22 protein-coding genes and 1 tRNA gene are annotated in these 20180 nt (G+C 38.7%); 6 read left to right on the top strand and 17 right to left on the bottom strand.

Annotated elements, in window-relative coordinates; genetic code table 11:
* Nucleotides 1-21: 21 nt before the first annotated feature.
* Nucleotides 22-204, bottom strand: a complete 183-nt coding sequence (locus tag AC1M9P_RS12425) for a hypothetical protein (RefSeq protein ID WP_092767054.1) — start codon at nt 202-204, stop codon at nt 22-24.
* A gap of 215 nt (nt 205-419) precedes the next feature.
* Between AC1M9P_RS12425 and AC1M9P_RS12420 the strand changes: the two genes are divergently transcribed.
* On the top strand, nt 420-1646 hold the full coding sequence (locus AC1M9P_RS12420) for a pyridoxal phosphate-dependent aminotransferase (protein ID WP_035265512.1): 1227 nt from the start codon (nt 420-422) through the stop codon (nt 1644-1646).
* A 496-nt stretch (nt 1647-2142) separates the two neighbouring features.
* Here AC1M9P_RS12420 and AC1M9P_RS12415 read toward each other — a convergent pair whose 3' ends face one another.
* On the bottom strand, nt 2143-2586 hold the full coding sequence (locus AC1M9P_RS12415) for a hypothetical protein (RefSeq protein WP_481587793.1): 444 nt from the start codon (nt 2584-2586) through the stop codon (nt 2143-2145).
* Nucleotides 2587-2825: 239 nt separating this feature from the next.
* On the opposite strand from AC1M9P_RS12415, the gene AC1M9P_RS12410 reads away from it, so the two are divergent.
* Nucleotides 2826-2901, top strand: a tRNA-Asn gene (locus AC1M9P_RS12410).
* An 87-nt stretch (nt 2902-2988) separates the two neighbouring features.
* Here AC1M9P_RS12410 and AC1M9P_RS12405 read toward each other — a convergent pair.
* From AC1M9P_RS12405 to AC1M9P_RS12355, 11 genes are all read right to left on the bottom strand, one after another.
* Complete coding sequence (locus AC1M9P_RS12405; RefSeq protein ID WP_180028430.1) at nt 2989-3642, bottom strand: MiaE family protein; 654 nt, start codon at nt 3640-3642, stop codon at nt 2989-2991.
* A 14-nt stretch (nt 3643-3656) separates the two neighbouring features.
* Nucleotides 3657-4382 (bottom strand): pyridoxine 5'-phosphate synthase, encoded by a 726-nt coding sequence (gene pdxJ / locus AC1M9P_RS12400; RefSeq protein ID WP_035267175.1) that lies wholly within the window; start codon nt 4380-4382, stop codon nt 3657-3659.
* A 9-nt stretch (nt 4383-4391) separates the two neighbouring features.
* Entirely contained in the window at nt 4392-5105 is a 714-nt protein-coding gene (recO, locus tag AC1M9P_RS12395; protein ID WP_481587792.1) for a DNA repair protein RecO, read from the bottom strand.
* A 12-nt stretch (nt 5106-5117) separates the two neighbouring features.
* On the bottom strand, nt 5118-5309 hold the full coding sequence (locus AC1M9P_RS12390; protein WP_180028433.1) for an NF038104 family lipoprotein: 192 nt from the start codon (nt 5307-5309) through the stop codon (nt 5118-5120).
* A gap of 32 nt (nt 5310-5341) precedes the next feature.
* Entirely contained in the window at nt 5342-6370 is a 1029-nt protein-coding gene (gene era / locus AC1M9P_RS12385; protein ID WP_035267178.1) for a GTPase Era, read from the bottom strand.
* Entirely contained in the window at nt 6367-7068 is a 702-nt protein-coding gene (gene rnc, locus AC1M9P_RS12380; protein ID WP_035267179.1) for a ribonuclease III, read from the bottom strand. Before rnc ends, era begins: the two co-directional genes overlap by 4 nt.
* Nucleotides 7040-7414 carry a DUF4845 domain-containing protein gene (locus AC1M9P_RS12375; protein ID WP_035267180.1) on the bottom strand — a complete coding sequence of 125 codons (375 nt, stop codon included), beginning with the start codon at nt 7412-7414 and terminating at the stop codon, nt 7040-7042. Before AC1M9P_RS12375 ends, rnc begins: the two co-directional genes overlap by 29 nt.
* A gap of 25 nt (nt 7415-7439) precedes the next feature.
* Nucleotides 7440-8294: a signal peptidase I gene (gene lepB / locus AC1M9P_RS12370; RefSeq protein ID WP_481587791.1), complete on the bottom strand. Its 855-nt coding sequence runs from the start codon at nt 8292-8294 to the stop codon at nt 7440-7442.
* Nucleotides 8295-8310: 16 nt separating this feature from the next.
* On the bottom strand, nt 8311-10128 hold the full coding sequence (gene lepA / locus AC1M9P_RS12365) for a translation elongation factor 4 (RefSeq protein WP_180028436.1): 1818 nt from the start codon (nt 10126-10128) through the stop codon (nt 8311-8313).
* A 163-nt stretch (nt 10129-10291) separates the two neighbouring features.
* A complete protein-coding gene (locus tag AC1M9P_RS12360; protein ID WP_180028437.1) occupies nt 10292-10753 on the bottom strand; it encodes an acyl-CoA thioesterase in 462 nt (153 codons plus the stop codon).
* Nucleotides 10754-10865: 112 nt separating this feature from the next.
* Nucleotides 10866-12251, bottom strand: coding sequence for a Do family serine endopeptidase (locus AC1M9P_RS12355; protein WP_481587790.1), 1386 nt, complete (start codon nt 12249-12251; stop codon nt 10866-10868).
* A 233-nt stretch (nt 12252-12484) separates the two neighbouring features.
* Between AC1M9P_RS12355 and nadB the strand changes: the two genes are divergently transcribed.
* On the top strand, nt 12485-14116 hold the full coding sequence (nadB, locus tag AC1M9P_RS12350; RefSeq protein WP_373683328.1) for an L-aspartate oxidase: 1632 nt from the start codon (nt 12485-12487) through the stop codon (nt 14114-14116).
* A 36-nt stretch (nt 14117-14152) separates the two neighbouring features.
* On the opposite strand, the gene AC1M9P_RS12345 is transcribed toward nadB, so the two are convergent.
* From AC1M9P_RS12345 to pabC, 4 genes are all read right to left on the bottom strand, one after another.
* Nucleotides 14153-14572, bottom strand: a complete 420-nt coding sequence (locus tag AC1M9P_RS12345) for a PaaI family thioesterase (protein ID WP_481587789.1) — start codon at nt 14570-14572, stop codon at nt 14153-14155.
* A 62-nt stretch (nt 14573-14634) separates the two neighbouring features.
* The gene (tmk, locus tag AC1M9P_RS12340; RefSeq protein ID WP_481587788.1) at nt 14635-15258 is read right to left on the bottom strand and encodes a dTMP kinase; all 624 of its coding nucleotides are present in this window, start codon (nt 15256-15258) and stop codon (nt 14635-14637) included.
* A gap of 14 nt (nt 15259-15272) precedes the next feature.
* A complete protein-coding gene (gene mltG, locus AC1M9P_RS12335; RefSeq protein WP_481587787.1) occupies nt 15273-16322 on the bottom strand; it encodes an endolytic transglycosylase MltG in 1050 nt (349 codons plus the stop codon).
* Between the two features lie 5 nt (nt 16323-16327).
* Entirely contained in the window at nt 16328-17137 is an 810-nt protein-coding gene (gene pabC / locus AC1M9P_RS12330; protein ID WP_481587823.1) for an aminodeoxychorismate lyase, read from the bottom strand.
* A gap of 152 nt (nt 17138-17289) precedes the next feature.
* Between pabC and AC1M9P_RS12325 the strand changes: the two genes are divergently transcribed.
* The 3 genes from AC1M9P_RS12325 (at nt 17290) to AC1M9P_RS12315 (ending at nt 20111) form a co-directional block, all read left to right on the top strand.
* Nucleotides 17290-18297 (top strand): sulfate ABC transporter substrate-binding protein, encoded by a 1008-nt coding sequence (locus AC1M9P_RS12325; protein WP_481587786.1) that lies wholly within the window; start codon nt 17290-17292, stop codon nt 18295-18297.
* Between the two features lie 176 nt (nt 18298-18473).
* Nucleotides 18474-19490 (top strand): sulfate ABC transporter substrate-binding protein, encoded by a 1017-nt coding sequence (locus tag AC1M9P_RS12320; RefSeq protein WP_481587785.1) that lies wholly within the window; start codon nt 18474-18476, stop codon nt 19488-19490.
* 15 nt (nt 19491-19505) lie between these two features.
* Complete coding sequence (locus AC1M9P_RS12315) at nt 19506-20111, top strand: alpha/beta hydrolase (protein WP_481587784.1); 606 nt, start codon at nt 19506-19508, stop codon at nt 20109-20111.
* The last annotated feature ends 69 nt before the right edge of the window (nt 20112-20180 follow it).

The following is a 20180-nucleotide window of genomic DNA, read 5'->3' as shown; positions in this document are numbered from 1 at the left end:
GGTGCTTAAAGCACCTATTTTTTATCTTTTACCCATCGAGCGACGTGTACCACGTGGCGGCATCCATGTGCGATCAGCATAGCGCTGAGGCTTTGGACGTAGAACTTCGATTTCTTCATCAGCTTGCTTTGCGTCATTCACTTGCTTGATAGGAAATGGAAGATTCACTACAGGCTTCTTTTTGGGAGAATTTTCCGAACTCATTTGAGACTACTCATTTCAATCTAACGCTATTGTACGGAAATTTGTTTTTTTATGCGACCCACGTTGTTTAATGTGGATATGTATCATTGCATTAAAATTCGGTGAATTTCGTGATTTTTTGCTAATTTGCCTAGATATTGGACGACTAAAACATTCAATTTAAGCTAAGATAGTGTGCTTTTTATTTTTTAATCCCTATAAGAAGGAATACTGCCGTGGACGTACGTCTCTCTGATCGTGTCAATGCCATCAAACCGTCCCCAACGCTTGCTGTGACCAATAAAGCTGCAGAACTTAAAGCTGCTGGTAAAAACGTTATTGGCTTAGGTGCAGGTGAACCGGATTTCGATACACCACAACACATCAAAGATGCAGCAATTGCAGCGATTAACAACGGTTTCACTAAATACACCGCAGTTGACGGTACGCCAGGTCTTAAAAAAGCAATTATCGCTAAATTAAAACGTGATAATAACCTTGATTATGCTGCTAACCAGATTCTCGTTTCTTGTGGCGGTAAGCAATCATTCTTTAACCTTGCGCTTGCATTGTTAAATAAAGGCGATGAAGTAATCATCCCTGCTCCATTCTGGGTAAGCTATCCAGATATGGTGATCATCGCAGAAGGTGTGCCAGTTATTGTTAAATGTGGTGAAGAACAACGTTTCAAAATCACACCAGCTCAATTAGAAGCTGCAATTACTGATAAAACTCGCCTAGTTGTTTTAAACAGCCCATCTAACCCAACAGGTATGATTTATACCAAAGAAGAATTAGAAGCATTAGCTGAAGTTCTTCGTAAATATCCTGAAGTATATGTTGCTTCTGATGATATGTACGAACCAATTCGTTGGGACGACGAGTTTTATAACATTGCTACAGTTGCACCAGATCTTTACGATCGCGTAATCGTTCTCAACGGTGTATCTAAAGCATATGCAATGACAGGTTGGCGTATCGGCTATGCAGCAGGTCCTGCTAAATTAATCGGCGCAATGAAGAAAATTCAATCACAATCTACTTCTAACCCAACTTCAATTTCGCAAGTTGCGGCAGAAGCTGCATTGAATGGTCCTCAAGATGTACTTAAACCAATGATTGAAGCTTTCAAACGCCGTCATGATTTGGTTGTTAATGGCTTGAATGATATCAAAGGCATTACATGCTTACCTGCTGACGGTGCATTCTATGCTTATGCAAACATTCGTCCATTGATCCGTGCAAAAGGTTTAAAATCTTGCACAGAATTCTCTGCATGGTTATTGGAAGAAACTGGTGTTGCGGTTGTTCCTGGTGATGCATTCGGTTTAGGCGGTTATATGCGTATTTCATATGCAACAGCAGATGAAGTATTGGTTGATGCGCTTGCACGTATCAAAAAAGCAGCTGACTCAATCGAAGGCGTAGATGCAGCAATTGCTTCTATCGCAGCTGAAAAATAATCTGATAAATTAATCAGATCAAAAAACCCGCGATTTTCGCGGGTTTTTTTTATTAAATCTAAACCCCTTCATGCACCTACATAACCCAATACGCAACATAAAACCTTTTGGTTAATACGCTCTCTCACTGAAGCGAAAAAAGTGTGCTTTTAGGATTGGATAAACGTCGGAGGTTTTTTTAAAGCTATCCAAACATGATCCATCAGTGATCCAAATAGAATATTGAAATTTAAACACTATTCATAGTATCGATAGCTCATTCTGAAAGATCATATTTATCACTGAAAAATCCCATTTATAGATATGCTTTGCACCATCATATAGAAGTTGGAACTGATCTAAGTAACCATAATATGGGATTTAATTAATGAAAAATAAGTTCTAGAAACACCAATTCACCCTACTAAAGAAGATAAAATGACACAGGCTAACTTGGACTATATTAAAAAAAAATCAATTCACTCAACAATTTCAGATTTGACTTGTGAAAATTTGCCTAAACTGCAAGCTGTTTATTAAACAAATGCTTTGAAGGACGAGAACAACTTAGGCATTCAACATAATATTTAAGTGGTGACTTTAATAAAATCTCACTCACCGCATTCGATTCATTTAACCAAGCAAGCGATTTATTCGTGCCAAGAATGGCATTCCCTTTTATGGAGTAGATATAGACTTTATTTACGTTAGGTGTTAAGTCATTTGCTGCCAAATATTGTTCAAGCGTGAATGATTGATCTTGATCAACAGACCATTTTTCAGAAAACCACAGCTGTAATAACTCACCCAAAACCAGATGATGTTTTTTAAAAGGAAATACATCAATTACCGCGCCCTCTACTTCAATGAAATAAGAACTAGGCGAATTCAAGATAGACAGGTAATTTTGTTTATAGAATTCAAGATTAGAAAAGATCTGAGAAATGGTAAGCGTATTCATTCGCTTTCTCCTATTTTAGCCATTTAGTGCTGGCAAGTTGGTATAAATCCACACTGCTTAAAACTCTGTTTCAAGCGCTCTGTTGTTAAATAAATCTAACAAGCTCATTCTAAATTGGCAAGTAAATTTAAAAAAAACATTTTATTTGAGCAAATAAACAACATGCGGCTCAAAAGTGACAATTGTATGGCAATTTACACTTGACCCAATCTTAAATCCCCTTATAATCGCATTCAGATTCTCCAATAGCTCAGTCGGTAGAGCGACGGACTGTTAATCCGCAGGTCCCTGGTTCGAGCCCAGGTTGGAGAGCCAAATACTAAAAAGCCCAAGCATTTAAGACTTGGGCTTTTTTTTATGTCAAAAAAATCCCCCACTTGGGAGGATTTTCTCAACCATATTTTAAGCTGCTTTTGCTGGAACTCCACTGTGAAAACGGAAGGTTTCATCAGGTGTTAAGATGAGTTGCTTTTCAACTTCACGAATGTGCTCTATACGACTTTGAATATCCTCCTCAGGATCTTTCAATTTCGCAGTTTTAGCCACATCCAGAGCTAGAGCCAAATAATCCTCATAATGGCGTGATTCAGATTTTAGTAAGTAGCGATAATAGCGCCCTAATTCCTCATCGACTCTAGGCGCTAATGCATAAAAACGTTCACATGAGCGTGCTTCCACAAACGCACCAATAATTAAAACATCAATTAGCGCTTCTGGTTCATACGTCCGAATTTCTTTGCGTAAGCCACCCGCATAACGCCCAGCACTTAAACCGACCCATTGCTGCCCGCGCTTGTTCATAAACTCTAAAACCTGCTCATAATGCAGCATTTCCTCACGCACTAATTGAGCGAGCTTAACTTGTAAATCTACAAAAAAGCTGTATCTAAACATGAGATTCATGGCTGTACTGGCTGCTTTCTTTTCACAGTTCGCATGATCTTGCATCAAAATATCAAGATTATTTACAGCCTCATCTAACCAAGCTTGTGGAGTTTCGCAACCAAGGAAGCTTATGACAGGCTTCATTAATTCATCATAATCAATATTTGACATAGTACTCATCAATCTTATCGTGCAGCTTTGATTGCTGCTTTCATATCTTGAACTGCTTGCGTAAGTCCTTTGAAAACAGCATCGGCAATCAGAGAATGTCCAATATTCAATTCGTGTATTTGAGGAATTGCTGCAATAGGAGCAACATTGTCAAGATTAAGTCCATGCCCAGCATTTACGACCAAACCTTTAGCAGCAGCGTATTCTGTTCCACGGATAATACGTTGTAACTCTACCTGCTGTGCTTCTTCTGTTTCAGCATCTGCATAAGCACCTGTATGAATCTCAATAGTTGGCGCACCACAGGCAATTGCAGCATCAATTTGTTCAATATCAGCATCGATAAATAACGATACATCACATCCAATCGCTGCTAATTCCTGTGTAGCAGACTTAACAGCCTCAAAATTACCAACAACATCTAAGCCACCTTCGGTCGTGACTTCTTGACGCTTTTCAGGCACAAAACACACGTGATGCGGCTTTATTTCTTTAGCAAATGCCACCATCTCATCTGTCACTGCCATTTCAAGGTTCATGCGTGTTTTAAGTACAGGGCGCATGCGACGGACATCATCATCATGAATATGACGACGATCCTCACGTAAATGTAATGTAATGCCTTCAGCCCCTGCCTCTTCACAAATTAGTGCTGCCTGTACTGGATCCGGGTAGCGTGTGCCTCGAGCCTGTCTTAGAGTTGCAACATGATCAATGTTCACACCAAGCAATGCAGCCATAACATTTTCCTAATTTGATTTTGATTGAGCGTTTTGAATCCACAATTGACGACTTTTTAGTGGGCGATCACCCAATAATGAAGTAATCATTTGACGATATAATTTATTCAACAATTGTAACTGTTCAGCGTTGAAATCTGTACCATTTTCATAATTTATCATGCTGCGAATTTGCTCACCTGTCAGTGTAGCGGCACTTGAATACTGAACTGGTATGAAGCCTTCGTTTAATTGAAATTGATATTTTTGTGAAGTTAAAATTTCATTTTGGTGTGCATCTATCGAGTAATCAATCGCATAACCAAGCTCTTCTAGAAGTACGTATTCAAATTGACGAAGAATTTGCTTCAAGAATTCGTTAGGATTTGAATGTTGAGCTAATTTTTGTAAACTTTCTAATGTCTTGTGGTACTGTGCAAAAGTATCTGGCATTGCCTCTTCTAATGGACATAATCTCAATAAGATTTCATTTAAATAAAATCCTGAAAAGAATGCATCTCCATGAAAAAAAATAGGATGATTAACAATTTCTAATTTTGTGAAATTTTTTAATTCAGACTTACCTGTCGCTTGGAGTGCGATAGGCTGATATTGCGGTGGTGGAGGTTGTCTTAGTATGCCGTCAACTCGTCCATACTCTTCAGTGAATAAATGGACAACATGACTCCGCTCTCGATACTTTCGATGATGGATTAAGTATCCATGCAAAAGTTCATTTCGCATCGACTAATCTTATTATTTATCTTTTTTTAGTTCTTTTTCATCATCGTCATCACCATCGGGAATAACAGCCCCAACTACTGCTGCAGTACCTTTGACGACTCCTTTGGTGGTTTTATACGCAACTTTTACAGGAACTGTGACAACTTTATGAATGCAACCTTGTAAAACCAAAGCACATACAATTATCGCAACCATCTTCATCATCATCATCATCAGCTCCTATAACCGTTTAATCCTTAGATATCACTATATCCTAGGCTTTTTAATGCACGCTCATCATCAGACCAACCGCCTTTGACTTTAACCCAAAGGGTGAGCATGATCTTTTCTTCGAACATTTTTTCCATATCAGCACGTGCATCCATACCAATTTTTTTCAACTTTGATCCTTTTTCACCGATGACAATGGCTTTTTGCCCAGGGCGATCAACAAAAATCGTAGCATCAATATAGGTACAAGCAGGCTTCATACGACCAGTTTTCTCATTTAAAGTCGCTTCTTCTGTTTTAAACGATTCAATTTGAACCGTTAAATCATATGGAAGCTCTTCACCCAGTTGACGCATGATTTTTTCACGAATAATTTCAGAAGCTAAGAAGCGCTCAGAACGATCTGTGAGTTGATCTAGTGCATACAATGGTGGTTGAAACGGTAAGTATTTTTCGATCGTATCACGAAGATGATCAAGGTTAGCGCCACGCAATGCCGATACTGGAACGATCTCAGCAAAATTCATTAATTTAGTACGCTCTTGAATTAATGGTAATGCCTGATTTTTATTCTCAAATGTATCCAATTTATTAATGACCAAGATGACAGGCATTTCGGCATTTTTGAGCTTCTCAAGGACTAATTCATCATTTTGAGTCCATTTGTCAGCGTCTACAACAAACAGTACAAGATTTACATCACGCAAGGCTGAATGAGCTGCACGATTCATCATTTTATTGATAGCACGGACTTCTTTCTTATGCATTCCAGGGGTGTCAACAAATACTGCCTGAGATTTCTCACGCGTATCAATGCCCACAATCTTGTGTCGAGTTGTTTGAGGCTTACGAGACGTAATCGAAAGCTTCTGACCCAAAATATGGTTCATTAATGTAGATTTACCTACATTCGGACGACCTACAATTGCTACAAAGCCACTTTTGTAGTCTGAGGGAATTGTAGTACCTTGAGAACTAAAAAATTGATTGATTAAATCATTGCCGCTGTCTTGCGACTCGTGATCAGCATCGATGTGATCGGAATGAGTAGTCATGAAGACTTTTGCTCCAAAAATTTTAAAATTTCCGCCGCTACTGCTTGCTCAGCAAAACGACGACTTGAACCCTCACCCATACATTTTGGCAAGCCTTCAACCATACATTCCACTTTAAAATGTTGGTTTGGTGCATCACCCTGAATATCAACAACCTCATACACTGGGAGAGGTTTTTTACGAGCTTGAAGATACTCTTGTAAACGGGACTTAGGATCTTTCAATTGATCTGTTGGTTCAATATGATCTAAATAAGGTTCATACCATTTCAACACAATTGATTCTAACAACTTTAAATCTTGGCTATCAGTATAGATTGCACCAATAATCGCTTCGACTGTGTCAGCGAGTATCGACTCTCTATGATGACCACCAGATTTTAATTCACCAGTACTGAGTATTAAACTCTGACTAAGTTTCAAATCTGTTGCAATTTTGCCTAACGCTTCTTGTCGAACCAAAGTAGCTCGCATACGCGTCAGACGACCTTCGTTTTCATGTGGATAAGCATGATAAAGGTAATTGGCAATAATCATACCTAACAATGAATCGCCTAGAAACTCTAGGCGTTCATAGTTATGTTTATGGCTAACCGATCGGTGTGTCAATGCAAGTTGAAGTAATTCAATTTTCTTAAACTGATAACCGATGCGACTCAGTAAGCGAGAATCACTTACTTTGAACTGACCTTTGATCAAAACTTTTCTCGAATGTGAGGACTAAATCAATATTAAATAAGAATGGCTTTCTTACTTCATATTTCTTTGTCACTTGTAAACCTTGTTTAGATTTGACAGTCGCAATATCTTTGAACTCAATGTCACGGATATTGTTCATGCTAAATTTCTGCCCCATTGTTGAAGCAAACTGTTGTGGTGTTGTCGCCTTTGAGCTGATTGCAACTTGTTCTTCAATCAATTGATTGATTAGTCGGTCATCCCAATAAGGCTGCCACAATGCTACGAGCACTTTAAGTCCAAATGCCGCAACAATTACCCCTAATAAAATCGCTGTATACGATGCACCGCGTTGAGTGTTACGCATTTTTTATTATCCATATATTTGAAGATTACTGAATTTGACCATTACGACTGAATGATGGCAATTTCAAACCAGCTTCTTTATGCATCCATACATAAATTGCTTGTCCTGTTAAATTTGCCTCAGGTACGAATCCCCAGATTCGACTATCAGCACTCTGATCACGGTTGTCACCCATGGCAAAATAATATCCTTTCGGAACAGTTACTTCCCAGCTTTGACCATTTGTTCTCACAAAGCGATCATTCGCAGTGGCAACATAAGGAAGATCTTGTTTGGTTTGTGCATAATTGAAATGCGCAATAATCGGGTTTTGACCTTCCAAATTACGAACCAAATACTTATGATCACCTAAAGTTTCATAATGATAAATTGAATTTGGCGTGTCTGAAACATCTTTTACACGATTAAATTCAGCCGATTCCGTTACAACTTTTTCACCATTGATGGTTAATTGATTATTCTCAAAAACGATATGATCACCAGGTAAACCAATAATACGCTTAATATAGCTAATTGATGGGTTTGGTGGATATCTAAATACCGCCACATCACCACGTTCAGGCTCATTGACATTCAAGACTTTGGTGTTGCTAATCGGTAAACGAACACCATATTGATATTTGTTCACCAAGATATAATCACCCGTTTCCAATGCCGGAACCATGGATTCAGAAGGAATATTATAAGGTTCAAAGAAGAATGAACGCAGCACTAACACAACTGCAAGTACAGGCCAAAAATCATATGCCCATGTAATAATGAAATTTTCATTCCCTTTTCCTTTGGTTGCTCTTTGTTTGAGCACCAATTTATCCAGCAACCATAATCCAAAAAAGATTAGGGTTGCAGGTACGAGAATGAGGTTAAAATCAAAATCCATGGGATATTCCTTGTTGTTATCGCTCTACTTTTAACACAGCTAAGAAAGCTTCTTGTGGGATTTCTACACTACCCACCTGCTTCATACGTTTCTTACCTTCTTTCTGTTTAGCGAGAAGTTTCTTCTTACGTGAAACGTCACCACCATAACATTTTGCCAATACGTTCTTACGCATTGCTTTTACTGTTGAACGAGCGATAATTTGAGCACCAATCGCAGCTTGAATCGCCACATCAAACATTTGACGAGGAATCAAATCTTTCATTTTTTCTACAAGTGCAATACCACGATGACGCGCATCTTGACGGTGACAAATCATTGCCAATGCATCAACTTTTTCACCGTTGATCAAGACATCTACTTTTACAAGAGAAGAAGACTCAAAACGGACGAAGTTGTAATCTAATGATGCAAAACCACGTGAACATGATTTCAATTTATCGAAGAAATCCATCACGACTTCAGCCATTGGTATCTCAAATGTAATGGCTACTTGATTTGCCATAAATTTCATGTCTTTTTGAACACCGCGTCGTTCAACGCACAACGTCATTACATTACCAAGATATTCTTGTGGCACAAGGATATTACATTCTGCGATCGGCTCACGAAGGTCTTCTACAGTAGATCCATCTGGCATTTTTGATGGACTGTCGATATAAACTGTCTCACCACTCTTCATAACAGCTTCGTAAATTACAGTCGGTGCCGATGAAATCAGGTCTAGATCATATTCACGCTCTAAACGCTCTTGAACAATCTCCATGTGCAGCATACCCAAGAAACCGCAACGGAAACCAAATCCTAATGCATCTGAACTTTCAGGTTCAAAGAATAATGCTGAATCGTTAATTTGCAGTTTTTGTAATGCTTCACGGAAAGGTTCAAATTCACTCGAATCAATTGGAAATAAACCAGCGTATACCTGTGGTTTAACTTTTTTGAATCCAGGTAAAGTTTCTACTTCTGGCGTTGTAGCAAGTGTAATCGTATCTCCAACTGGCGCACCAAAAATATCCTTGATACCAGCAATCACAAAGCCAACTTCACCTGCTTCTAAAATATCAGTTTCTGTATGTTTAGGATTGAAAATACCGACAGAGGTAATGATGTGCGTTTGACCTGTTGATTTCATCAACATTTTATCGCCTTTACGCACCCGACCTTGCTTAATACGAACTAAGGATACAACACCTAAATAGTTGTCAAACCATGAGTCAATAATTAAAGCTTGAAGCGGCGCTTCACGGTCACCCGTCGGAGCAGGAATGGTATTCACAAGTGTTTCTAAAACACCTTCGATTCCTAATCCAGTTTTAGCTGAACACGTAGGTGCTTCAGTTGCTTCAATTCCGATAATGTCTTCAATTTCTTGAATAACACGCTCTGGTTCAGCTTGAGGTAAATCAATTTTATTAAGTACTGGAAGAACCTCAAGACCTTGCTCAATAGCTGTATAACAGTTTGCAACTGACTGAGCTTCAACACCCTGAGCTGCGTCAACAACTAAAAGTGCACCTTCACAAGCAGCAAGCGAGCGCGAAACTTCATATGAGAAGTCAACGTGCCCAGGTGTATCAATAAAGTTCAGTTGATATTCTTCGCCATTTGGGTGTGTATAATAAAGCGTCACAGATGCAGCTTTAATGGTAATCCCGCGCTCACGCTCAAGCTCCATTGAGTCTAGAACTTGCGCTTGCATTTCGCGATCTTGCAAACCACCACAGGTCTGAATAAAACGGTCAGCTAAAGTTGACTTCCCGTGATCAATGTGAGCAATGATCGAAAAGTTACGTATATTTTTGATATTTACGGATTTTTTAGCTTGCGCCATGGGTTACCTTGAACAATAAATTGCGCTATGCATGAAATAAAAACTACATAGCAAAAGCTGTTTAACAAATTGCGGACGATTATAGCAGATGGATTTTTCAAAGTATTCATAATAATGAACACCATGTGGTGAAATATTTAATTCGTTCGACTCAAGCAATTCTTTAGTTAGCGGGTAAAGAATAATCTTGAGTGAAATCCAAAGGATTTACTACCTCAGAAATAGGCTGATAAGCTTGAGTAAATGTTGGCGATAATCGTTTAGGTCTGCCTGTCGCAATCTCTACACAGGCCCATTTGGTATTTCCCACAAATAATAATGATTGGTCTGAAGGTCTAAAAAAAGCGTACTGACGGAATGAATACATCGCATTCAAATCATTAAGCCAAGTTCTTAAAATAATTTCATCATTTTCAAAACACGCCTTTCTGTAATTCATGTGATGCTCAACTGCAACCATGGCATGTTTGAGTTCTAGATATTGCTCAACCCCTAAACCCAGTTGTTCAATATGTGCTGTTGCAACATCTTGCATCCATTTTACATACACCACATTATTCACATGACCTAAAATATCAATGTCTTGTGCTGTTGCTTTTATTTTAAGGTCAAAGATTGTACTCACTGTATTCCCTTGTATTGCGTATTCATCATCAACATTCGAAAAGAGTTTAATATAATTTTAGGGTTAAATAAAAAAGACCTTGCTATCGCAAGGCCTTTTATTCAATTCATGTTTACTTGATTCTCAATCCGATCATGGCATTTCGCCCTTCACGGATGATACCCACTCGTGCAACTGTATTCGTTTTAAGATTAGCCACCGCTTCCACAAAATCTTGTGTTGTACTTACATTCTTACCATTAATCGAGGTGATCACATCACCAGCCATAATACGAGATTGTGCCGCCAAACCTCCGCGTACAACCTCTTGAATGTAGACACCACCTTTAACACCAAGACGTGTTTTTTCAACAGGTGCAAGTTCGCGAATCGCAACACCTAGTGTAGGTCCGCGTTTTTTGGCTTCACTTACATTTTGCGCTTGTGCTGGTGTTTCATCTGGTGCTGATGCAAGTGTTGCTGAAATCGTACGTACACGTTCATCGCGCAAGATTTCTAGCTGAATTTTTTGATTTGGCTGTGTTCTATTTAAGTAATTTAATAGCTCACTCGTTCTTGAAATTGCAGTTCCGTTGTACTTCAAAATAATATCATTTTGCTTTAAGCCAGCGCGCTCTGCTGGGGAATTTGGCGCAATTTCTGTGATTAAAGCACCTTCAGGTTTTGGTAGTTTATAAGCTTCTGCGAGGTTACGATCAATCTCTTGTAAATGAATACCAAGATATGAGCGAGTAACTTTACCATTTTTCTTTAATTGATCCGCCACATCCATGGCTACATCGATTGGAATGGAGAACGACAATCCCATATATCCGCCAGTACCACTGAAAATACGAGAGTTCACACCAATCACTTGACCTTGTTGATTAAACAATGGTCCCCCAGAGTTACCAGGGTTTAATGCGACATCGGTTTGAATAAACGGAACTGATCTTTCACCCAACATATTTCTTGATTTGGCACTGACAATCCCTGCAGATGCCGAGTACTCAAAACCAAACGGTGAGCCAATGGCGAGAACAGGTTCCCCAACTCTTAATTGGTCGATATTCCCCGTTGAAAGTGCTGGGTAGTTCGTACCTTCAACTTTAAGTAATGCCACATCAGTACGTTCATCACTACCAATAACTTTGGCATCAATCTCGCGACGATCATTTAACATGATGGTGATTTGTGAAGCATTTTCTACAACATGATGGTTGGTAATCAGGTAACCATCACGGCTAATAAAAAATGCACTTCCAAAACCCGTTTTCTCTTGAGGAGCTTGGCGCTGCGGAATAATAATTTGGTTGCCGAAGAATCGTTTCAGTAGTTCAGGTACTTGTTGTTGAAGAATTTCTTCTTGTGTCATTTTCTTAACAACATTCACGCTGACGACACCCGGACTTACTCGCTCTACAAGATTTGAAAAGTCAACAGTAGCCGCCGCTTGAGTTTGCACTGCCGCAGTAAAGACTGCAGCAAAAAGTCCTGATGCTATAACGCGATTTTTCATGTTAAGTGAACTCTCATTTATGATTCTTGGATAAAATAATTTTTAGCACAATCAAAATTCTCTGTGCGTAAATAAATGTTTCTATATTAATAGAAAACAATACTTTACTTAAAATATGATTAAAAACTAATAGTTCAAGTGCATAAAAAAAAAATTGATCAATCAAACTCTTGAATTTTGCTTTGAAAAAGAGCCATATTAACGCACTTTTAAAATTCAGTTTGCGAATGGAAATGCCGAAAAATACAAGTACGCATCAATTTGATGTGATTATTGTGGGCAGTGGCGGTGCGGGTTTAAGTCTAGCACTCTCATTACCTGATCATTTTAATATCGCAGTGTTAGCAAAATCTCATTTGAAAGATGCCAGCACGTATTATGCACAAGGCGGCGTTGCAGCTGTTCTTGATGAGGCTGATTCTATTCAACAACATATTGATGACACGCTCATTGCAGGTGCCTATCTCTGTGAAAAACAAGCTGTTCAACACACGGTTGAAGGGGGAAAACCCTCTGTTGATTTTTTACTGAAACAAGGTGTTAAATTCACACTAGATGATGAAGATAACTTACATCTCACACGTGAAGGTGGGCATTCTCAGCGCCGCATTATTCATTCTGCCGATGCAACAGGGAAAGCTATTTCAACCACTTTAGTTGAACGGGCACAAGAAAAAAACAATATTCACATCTTTGAAAATTACATTGCGATTGACCTCATTACAGCGCATAAGCTGGGGCATTTGAATCAGGAAAATCGTGCTTTAGGCTTATATGCTTTAGATGAGCAAACCGAGCAAGTGCATACTTTCTTAGCACCATTTACTGCACTGGCATGTGGCGGTGCCATGAAAGCATATTTATATACCTCTAACCCTGATATCGCTACAGGCGATGGTATTGCAATGGCATATCGTGCTGGATGCCGCGTCGCCAATATGGAATTTAATCAATTCCACCCAACCTGTTTATATCACCCTCAAGCACGTTCCTTCTTAATTACTGAAGCAATGCGTGGTGAAGGCGCTTATCTTCGTTTACCTGACGGCGAACGCTTCATGCTTCGTTTCGATGAACGTGCAGAGTTAGCACCACGTGATATTGTAGCTCGAGCTATCGACTACGAAATTAAACGATTGGGTATACGACATGTATGGCTAGATATTACCCACAAAACCCCTGAGTTCATTAAAGAGCACTTCCCTACGTTGTATGCTCGCCTACTCGAGCTGGGTATTGATATTACCAAAGATATGATCCCAGTTGTGCCAGCAGCGCACTACACCTGTGGTGGTGTCGTAGTCGATGAACATAGTCAAACGGACATTCAAGGTCTATATGCGATTGGTGAGACGTCTTATACAGGTTTACACGGCGCTAACCGTATGGCAAGTAACTCACTTTTAGAATGTTTTGTATATGGTATGAGTGCAGCAAAGCATATTCAAGATCAACATCAAAATATTATAGATCACTATGAAGTCCCTGAATGGGATGCTTCTCAAGTCATGAATCCTGATGAAGACGTTGTCATTTTACAAAACTGGGATGAGTTACGTCAGACCATGTGGAACTATGTAGGTATTGTACGAACGACCAAACGTTTAGAACGTGCATTACACCGCGTTGAAATGCTGAAACATGAAATCACCGAATATTATCAAGATTATCATGTCAGTAAAAATCTAATTGAGCTTCGTAACCTTGTGCTCGTTTCTGAAATGATTATTCGTTGTGCGATGCAAAGAAAAGAATCACGCGGATTACATTACACTTTGGACTATCCTGAGCCTTCGCAAGAATTACGAAAAACCGTACTCACCCCACCAAATTTTGAAGTGGAAACACCTTTAGTTGAGGTTTAAGTTCAAATTAAAAAAAGCGAGTTCATACTCGCTTTTTTATGCCCTTTTGGGAGGAATTGAGTAAGTTCCAGTAACGTGAGCTATCGGCTCATCATTCCCAACAGAGTACAAGTAAACCTCTCCGACAACTAGAGTTTTGCCAACTTTCATTAATTTACAAACACCCTTGATGTCACAACCACCTTTCGGTTTTTTAAGAAAGTTTATATTCATATTGGTCGTCACTGTAAGACCTACAATACCAATTTCTCCGAGTATTGCGATATACAATCCATAATCGGCTGCTGTCATCATAGTCGGACCTGAAACTGTCCCTCCAGGTCTTAAATCATTTTCATCAACATGATAAATGACTGTAGCACCACGTGGCTCTACTGACATTATTTCACATTTTTGGAGACTTTGTGGAAATTCGGTTTGTAGGAATTTGAGTATTTCTTCTTTATTACTGATCATATTGAGTCTAATCGTTCTTCCATAAACAATGACTCAATATAAATCATATTTGCATCTTTTAATTAGCATTTATGCTCAGCTTTCCATGAACTAATTCGTTCAATTGCATCATTAAATACTTGCTCAGGACTTTGTGTTGCATCAATACGCTTAACACGATTCGGCTCTAACTGCTGCAATTCAGCAAATCCTGCACGTACTTTTTCAAAAAAAGCTGCTTTTTCTTGTTCAAACCGATCCAATGCTCCACGCGCTCGTGCTCGTTGCATCCCGAGTTCTGTCGGTGCATCCAACCAAAATGTCAGGTCTGGCATTTTTAGGACAAAGTTTTGGTTTAAAAGTGCTAATTTTTCACGACTTAACCCACGACCTGCACACTGATACGCGAAACTGCTGTCACAAAAACGGTCGCATAACACAATCGAACCATTTTCAAGTGCAGGTATTATGACTTGTTGCAAATGTTGCGCTCGAGCTGCGTACATCAATAATAGTTCAGTATCATTACTCATTCTTTCTTCATGATTCACCGTCAGAAGTACGGAACGAATTTGCTCAGCGAGCGGAGTACCACCTGGTTCACGAGTTAGAACAACTTGCTTTGATTGCTCAAGGAAGTAGTCACGAATTTTATGGATCAATGTCGTTTTACCAACACCTTCTGTGCCTTCAAAGCTAATAAACACGTCTATTTTACCCCTTATTTTTTAGATCGAATCACAGCAAGATATTCTTGAACAGCGCGATTATGGTCATCTAGATTGGTACTGAATTTGTGACCTCCATTTCCAGTCGCCACAAAATAAATATAGTCAGAATGATCTGGATGCATTGCCGCTTCGATCGCTTTATCACTTGGTAATGCGATCGGTGTTGGTGGCAATCCGTAAATCGTATATGTGTTATATGGTGTCGGCGTTCTTAAATCTTTACGGGTAATGTTGCCCGTATATTCATCACCCATACCATAAATTACGGTTGGATCAGTTTGTAAACGCATACCTATTTTTAATCGACGAACGAATACGCCCGAGACTTTATCTAACTCATGATCAACATTGGTTTCTTTCTCAATAATTGATGCCATGATGAGCGCTTCATATTTATTTTTATAAGGCAAATCAGAAGCTCGATTTTCCCAGGCTTTATCTAGTGCCTTCATCTGATGTTGATACAAATCAGTTAAAATTTTACGATCTGTTTCACCCTTCGCAAAAAAATAAGTATTAGGCGCAAATAAACCTTCTGGATGTGAAAATGGAATATTCAATTCCTTTAATATTTCTGCATCACTCAAATGAACCAGCTCTTTCGTCACCAATTCATCATTTTTGAGTGCATTTTTTAACTGCTTAAATGTTGTACCCTCAATGACCAAAATTCGATTCAGTTGTGCATTTTCAGAATTCGAAATCATGTCTAGAACTTGACGGACACTCATTCCCTCTTTAACTTCATAGACTCCAGCTTTCATGCTGTCATGAATCATGAATCGTTGATAAATCTTTAAAATAATGGGAAATGAAACTTGTTTATTTTGAGCTAAACGATCAATAAATTGTGAGTAAGTATCACCATGATTAATCGCGAGCATTTGCTTTTTACCTTCTACAGGATAATCCTTCCATAGACTTGCAGATAGAATCATGGTTGCAAGCAACATTAGGCCTGCAATAATGAATAAAAGCGCTTTAGGTTTAAAGGATGTCTTGCTGTTCTTTTTCTTTGTTGATTTCTGAGGAGAGGACATAAGCTTTAAATCTGATTAAGTTGAAGGTGGTGAAAAAGATCAATACACGCTTGTGTATCTAATCGACGATCATCAAGGCAAGAGGCGATTTTCATTGGGTGGAGCGCATTACAATAAAATACACTTTGAATGTGAAGAAGTTCATTCAAATCAATTACTCTTTTTTGGAACGTTATACAATAATGATTCATACGCTCCAAAATTTCAGCACGCATCACCCCATGAACGCCATTATAACGAAGTTCAGGGCAAATCCACGTATCATTCAATCGTATAAAGCAGTTGCTGCTGATTCCTTCAACAATATAGCCTTGCACATCTGTAACTAAGGCTTCTTGAAAACCCTTCTCATCGGCTTCCTGCTTTAGTAACACTTGTTCTAACCGATTCAGTGATTTAATTCCCACCAATTGTGGCATGGTTAAACCCATCGCTCGCTCAAGTAAACCACTCACAATGACTTCATAGTGATGATCAGTCACGTTTTGCGGATAATAATACAACCAAAGATCTGCTGAATGATGAGGTAAACTGTATCCTCGTTGCCCCTCACCTCGACTCAGTACAATTTTAATGGTCCCGTTTAATTGATCATACTTTTGCTGTAAATACTGGATAGACTCAGAAATATAGTCAAGATTAGCTTGAAGTGACAATCGCTCAATGGCGGTATTCAATCTTTTTAAATGACGTTCAAATAATTCAATTTTATTATTTCGAATTCTCGCCGTGGTAAAACAGCCATCTCCATAATGGAAGCCTCGATCAAAAATAGATATTGCATCCATTGGCTTGGCATTTTTTAAACAGATCATTTCAAGCAACCTCATTCCGTTCTCATAGTGTAAAAAGTCACTCACAAAATGAATAGCTGTTTTGATCATAACTTTTTCATTTCTTCTTATTTTTTTATTTTAAAAAATTTCCCTATGCTCAAATCATCAAAAAACGACAAACACATGGGATAATGATGCGTTCTTTTAAAATTGGGGTCATTGCGGCTTTACTTTCAGTCACTTCTGTTTCCACACTCGCAAAAGATTTTTTAAATGTTTCATATGATCCAACTCGCGAACTCTATGACAACTTTAATAAAGAGTTTGGAGCATATTGGAAAAAGCAGACTGGTCAAGATTTGAATTTTAAACAATCTCATGGTGGATCTGGTAAACAAGCGCGTGCTGTCATTGATGGCCTAGATGCAGACGTTGTGACTCTCGCACTCGCAGCAGATATTGATGCCATTGCTGAAAAAACCAATTTATTACCAAAAGACTGGCAGAAAAAATTCCCACAGAACTCTACACCCTATACCTCAACCATCGTGTTTTTAGTCAAAAAAGGCAATCCCAAAGGGATCAAAGACTGGGGAGACTTGATTAAAAATGATGTTGGAATTATTACGCCAAACCCTAAGACATCAGGTGGTGCACGTTGGAATTACTTAGCAGCATGGGCTTGGGCAAAACACCAACCCGGCGGTAACGATGCTAAAGCACAAGAATTTGTACGACAAATTTATAAAAATACTAAAGTGCTAGACTCTGGTGCACGTGGTGCCACAACAACTTTTGCAGAGCGTGGCATTGGAGATGTACTCCTGGCTTGGGAGAATGAAGCGCATTTAGCACTTCGTGAACAACCTGGAAAATTTGAAATCATTACACCAACACTTTCCATTCTTGCTGAGCCCCCTGTAGCAATTGTTGAGAAAAATGCGCAAAAAGATGGCAACCTCAATGTCGCAAAAGCTTATTTGAATTATCTGTATTCTCCAGCTGGTCAAACCATTGCGGCCAAAAACTTTTATCGACCACGAAATGCAACGGTACTTTCAAAATATCAATCCGTGTTTAAACCTTTGAAATTAGTCACGATTTATAAAGAGTTTGGAGGTTGGACAAAAGTCCAAAAACAACATTTTGATAATGGCGGGATATTCGATCAAATTGTCAAAGCAAACAGTAATAAATAAAATTAAGATTTAAGCTTTAACTTATGACGTGCCGATCATATTCATGATCGGCATTTTTTTAATAACACATATAAATCTTTTTTTTTCATATAAAATTCATTTTTAATTATTTTTTATGCATAAAGATTAGATTTATTCTAGCGCCATGTAACAGAATATTTTCTTTTGAGGTTGCCATGCGCTTTTCAACTAAATTAAAACTTAGGGTTCTCGCAGCTTTTGTTTCGGCTGCTTCGCTTAGTGCTTCCGCTAAAGATTTATTAAACGTCTCTTACGATCCTACTCGTGAACTCTACGTAGAAGTAAATAAAGAATTTGGTGCGTATTGGAAATCTCGGACTGGGCAAAACGTCAACTTTCGTCAGTCACATGGCGGTTCAGGTAAACAAGCGCGTGCAGTCATTGATGGTTTAAATGCAGATGTCGTGACTCTCGCACTCGCAGCTGACATTGATGCGATTGCTGAAAAAACCAATTTATTACCAAAAGATTGGCAGAAAAAATTCCCACATAATTCCACACCCTACACTTCCACAATCGTTTTCCTCGTCAAAAAAGGAAATCCAAAAAATATTAAAGACTGGGGTGATTTAGTAAAACCGGGTGTGGACATTATTACACCAAACCCTAAGACGTCAGGTGGCGCACGTTGGAATTATTTAGCGGCTTGGGCATGGGCTAAACACCAACCAGGTGGAAATGACGCCAAAGCACAACAATTTGTTCAACAAATTTATAAACAAACCAAGGTCTTAGATTCTGGCGCTCGTGGCTCAACTACAACTTTTGCTGAACGCGGTATTGGCGATGTTTTGCTTGCTTGGGAAAATGAAGCTCATTTAGCACTGCGTGAACAACCAGGTAAATTTGAAATTGTGACGCCAACACTTTCTATACTTGCTGAACCATCTGTAGCGATCGTTGAAAAAAATGCAGAAAAATCAGGCAATAAATATTTGGCGCAAGGTTATTTGAATTTCCTTTACTCACCTAAGGGACAACATATTGCCGCGAAGAATTTCTATCGTCCGCGTAATCAAGCTGTATTAAAACTATATTCATCAACATTTAAGCCATTGAAATTGGTCACAATTGATCAAGAGTTTGGTGGCTGGGCGAAAGTACAAAAAGCTCATTTTGAGAATAATGGTATTTTTGACCAAATTACCAAAGCCAATAACACAAAAAAATAATCAGTGGAGCATGACATGATACATACACTCATTGTACCCGGCGTCGGCGGAAGTGATGAAAATCATTGGCAATCATGGTTGCAACGTCAAGTCATGCCATGCTCACGTGTTCAACAAGATGATTGGAACTTTCCCTTACTTTCAGATTGGATTAATCGTTTTGTAGAAAAAATTTCGCAGATAGATGCACCCGTACAGATTGTTGCACATAGTTTTGGCTGTTTAACGTCAGTCGCTGCTCTGCATCAGCACCCAGAAATAGCACAGAAAGTTAAACAACTGGTTTTAGTTGCACCAGCCAATCCAAGTCGTTTTGGTGAAAATGGTTTTGCTCGTTTGAGTTTGACTGATTATAGTTTTTACTTTCATCAAATTAAGATTAGCGTTCCCACAAAAATGCTCATCAGTGAAAATGATCCGTGGTTAGGTTTTGAGGATGCAAAAAAATTAGCAAAATCATGGGGTGTAAAACCGATTAACTTAGGTCAAGTCGGTCATATTAATGTTGATTCAGGATTTGGACCATTTCCAGAGATCTTCGATTTTATGATTCATGAAAAGCTGTCGAACTATATCAATAGTATTGATAATGGCAAGTTGTATTACAAATTTGCAATTTAAAGTTCGCCACTTATTCTTGATAAATTTTTCAATTCAATTGCTTATTGATTTCGGTAAGCTTTTTCTCTC

This window comes from Acinetobacter sp. 25-47-122 (assembly GCF_056779695.1).
Note: the sequence above shows the minus strand (reverse complement) of the source record. Positions and strands in the feature narration are given on the sequence as shown.

What these genes read in the sequence shown, in the direction of transcription:
- pdxJ (WP_035267175.1), bottom strand. Translation starts at nt 4,382, where the DNA reads ATGGCTGCATTGCTTGGTGTGAACATTGATCATGTTGCAACTCTAAGA.
- mltG (WP_481587787.1), bottom strand. Translation starts at nt 16,322, where the DNA reads ATGTCCTCTCCTCAGAAATCAACAAAGAAAAAGAACAGCAAGACATCC.
- AC1M9P_RS12415 (WP_481587793.1), bottom strand. Translation starts at nt 2,586, where the DNA reads ATGAATACGCTTACCATTTCTCAGATCTTTTCTAATCTTGAATTCTAT.
- AC1M9P_RS12390 (WP_180028433.1), bottom strand. Translation starts at nt 5,309, where the DNA reads ATGATGAAGATGGTTGCGATAATTGTATGTGCTTTGGTTTTACAAGGT.
- lepA (WP_180028436.1), bottom strand. Translation starts at nt 10,128, where the DNA reads ATGGCGCAAGCTAAAAAATCCGTAAATATCAAAAATATACGTAACTTT.
- pabC (WP_481587823.1), bottom strand. Translation starts at nt 17,137, where the DNA reads ATGATCTGTTTAAAAAATGCCAAGCCAATGGATGCAATATCTATTTTT.
- AC1M9P_RS12345 (WP_481587789.1), bottom strand. Translation starts at nt 14,572, where the DNA reads ATGATCAGTAATAAAGAAGAAATACTCAAATTCCTACAAACCGAATTT.
- nadB (WP_373683328.1), top strand. Translation starts at nt 12,485, where the DNA reads ATGCCGAAAAATACAAGTACGCATCAATTTGATGTGATTATTGTGGGC.
- AC1M9P_RS12320 (WP_481587785.1), top strand. Translation starts at nt 18,474, where the DNA reads ATGCGCTTTTCAACTAAATTAAAACTTAGGGTTCTCGCAGCTTTTGTT.
- AC1M9P_RS12325 (WP_481587786.1), top strand. Translation starts at nt 17,290, where the DNA reads ATGATGCGTTCTTTTAAAATTGGGGTCATTGCGGCTTTACTTTCAGTC.
- era (WP_035267178.1), bottom strand. Translation starts at nt 6,370, where the DNA reads ATGACTACTCATTCCGATCACATCGATGCTGATCACGAGTCGCAAGAC.
- AC1M9P_RS12355 (WP_481587790.1), bottom strand. Translation starts at nt 12,251, where the DNA reads ATGAAAAATCGCGTTATAGCATCAGGACTTTTTGCTGCAGTCTTTACT.
- lepB (WP_481587791.1), bottom strand. Translation starts at nt 8,294, where the DNA reads ATGGATTTTGATTTTAACCTCATTCTCGTACCTGCAACCCTAATCTTT.
- AC1M9P_RS12315 (WP_481587784.1), top strand. Translation starts at nt 19,506, where the DNA reads ATGATACATACACTCATTGTACCCGGCGTCGGCGGAAGTGATGAAAAT.
- AC1M9P_RS12425 (WP_092767054.1), bottom strand. Translation starts at nt 204, where the DNA reads ATGAGTTCGGAAAATTCTCCCAAAAAGAAGCCTGTAGTGAATCTTCCA.
- AC1M9P_RS12405 (WP_180028430.1), bottom strand. Translation starts at nt 3,642, where the DNA reads ATGTCAAATATTGATTATGATGAATTAATGAAGCCTGTCATAAGCTTC.
- AC1M9P_RS12375 (WP_035267180.1), bottom strand. Translation starts at nt 7,414, where the DNA reads ATGCGTAACACTCAACGCGGTGCATCGTATACAGCGATTTTATTAGGG.
- recO (WP_481587792.1), bottom strand. Translation starts at nt 5,105, where the DNA reads ATGCGAAATGAACTTTTGCATGGATACTTAATCCATCATCGAAAGTAT.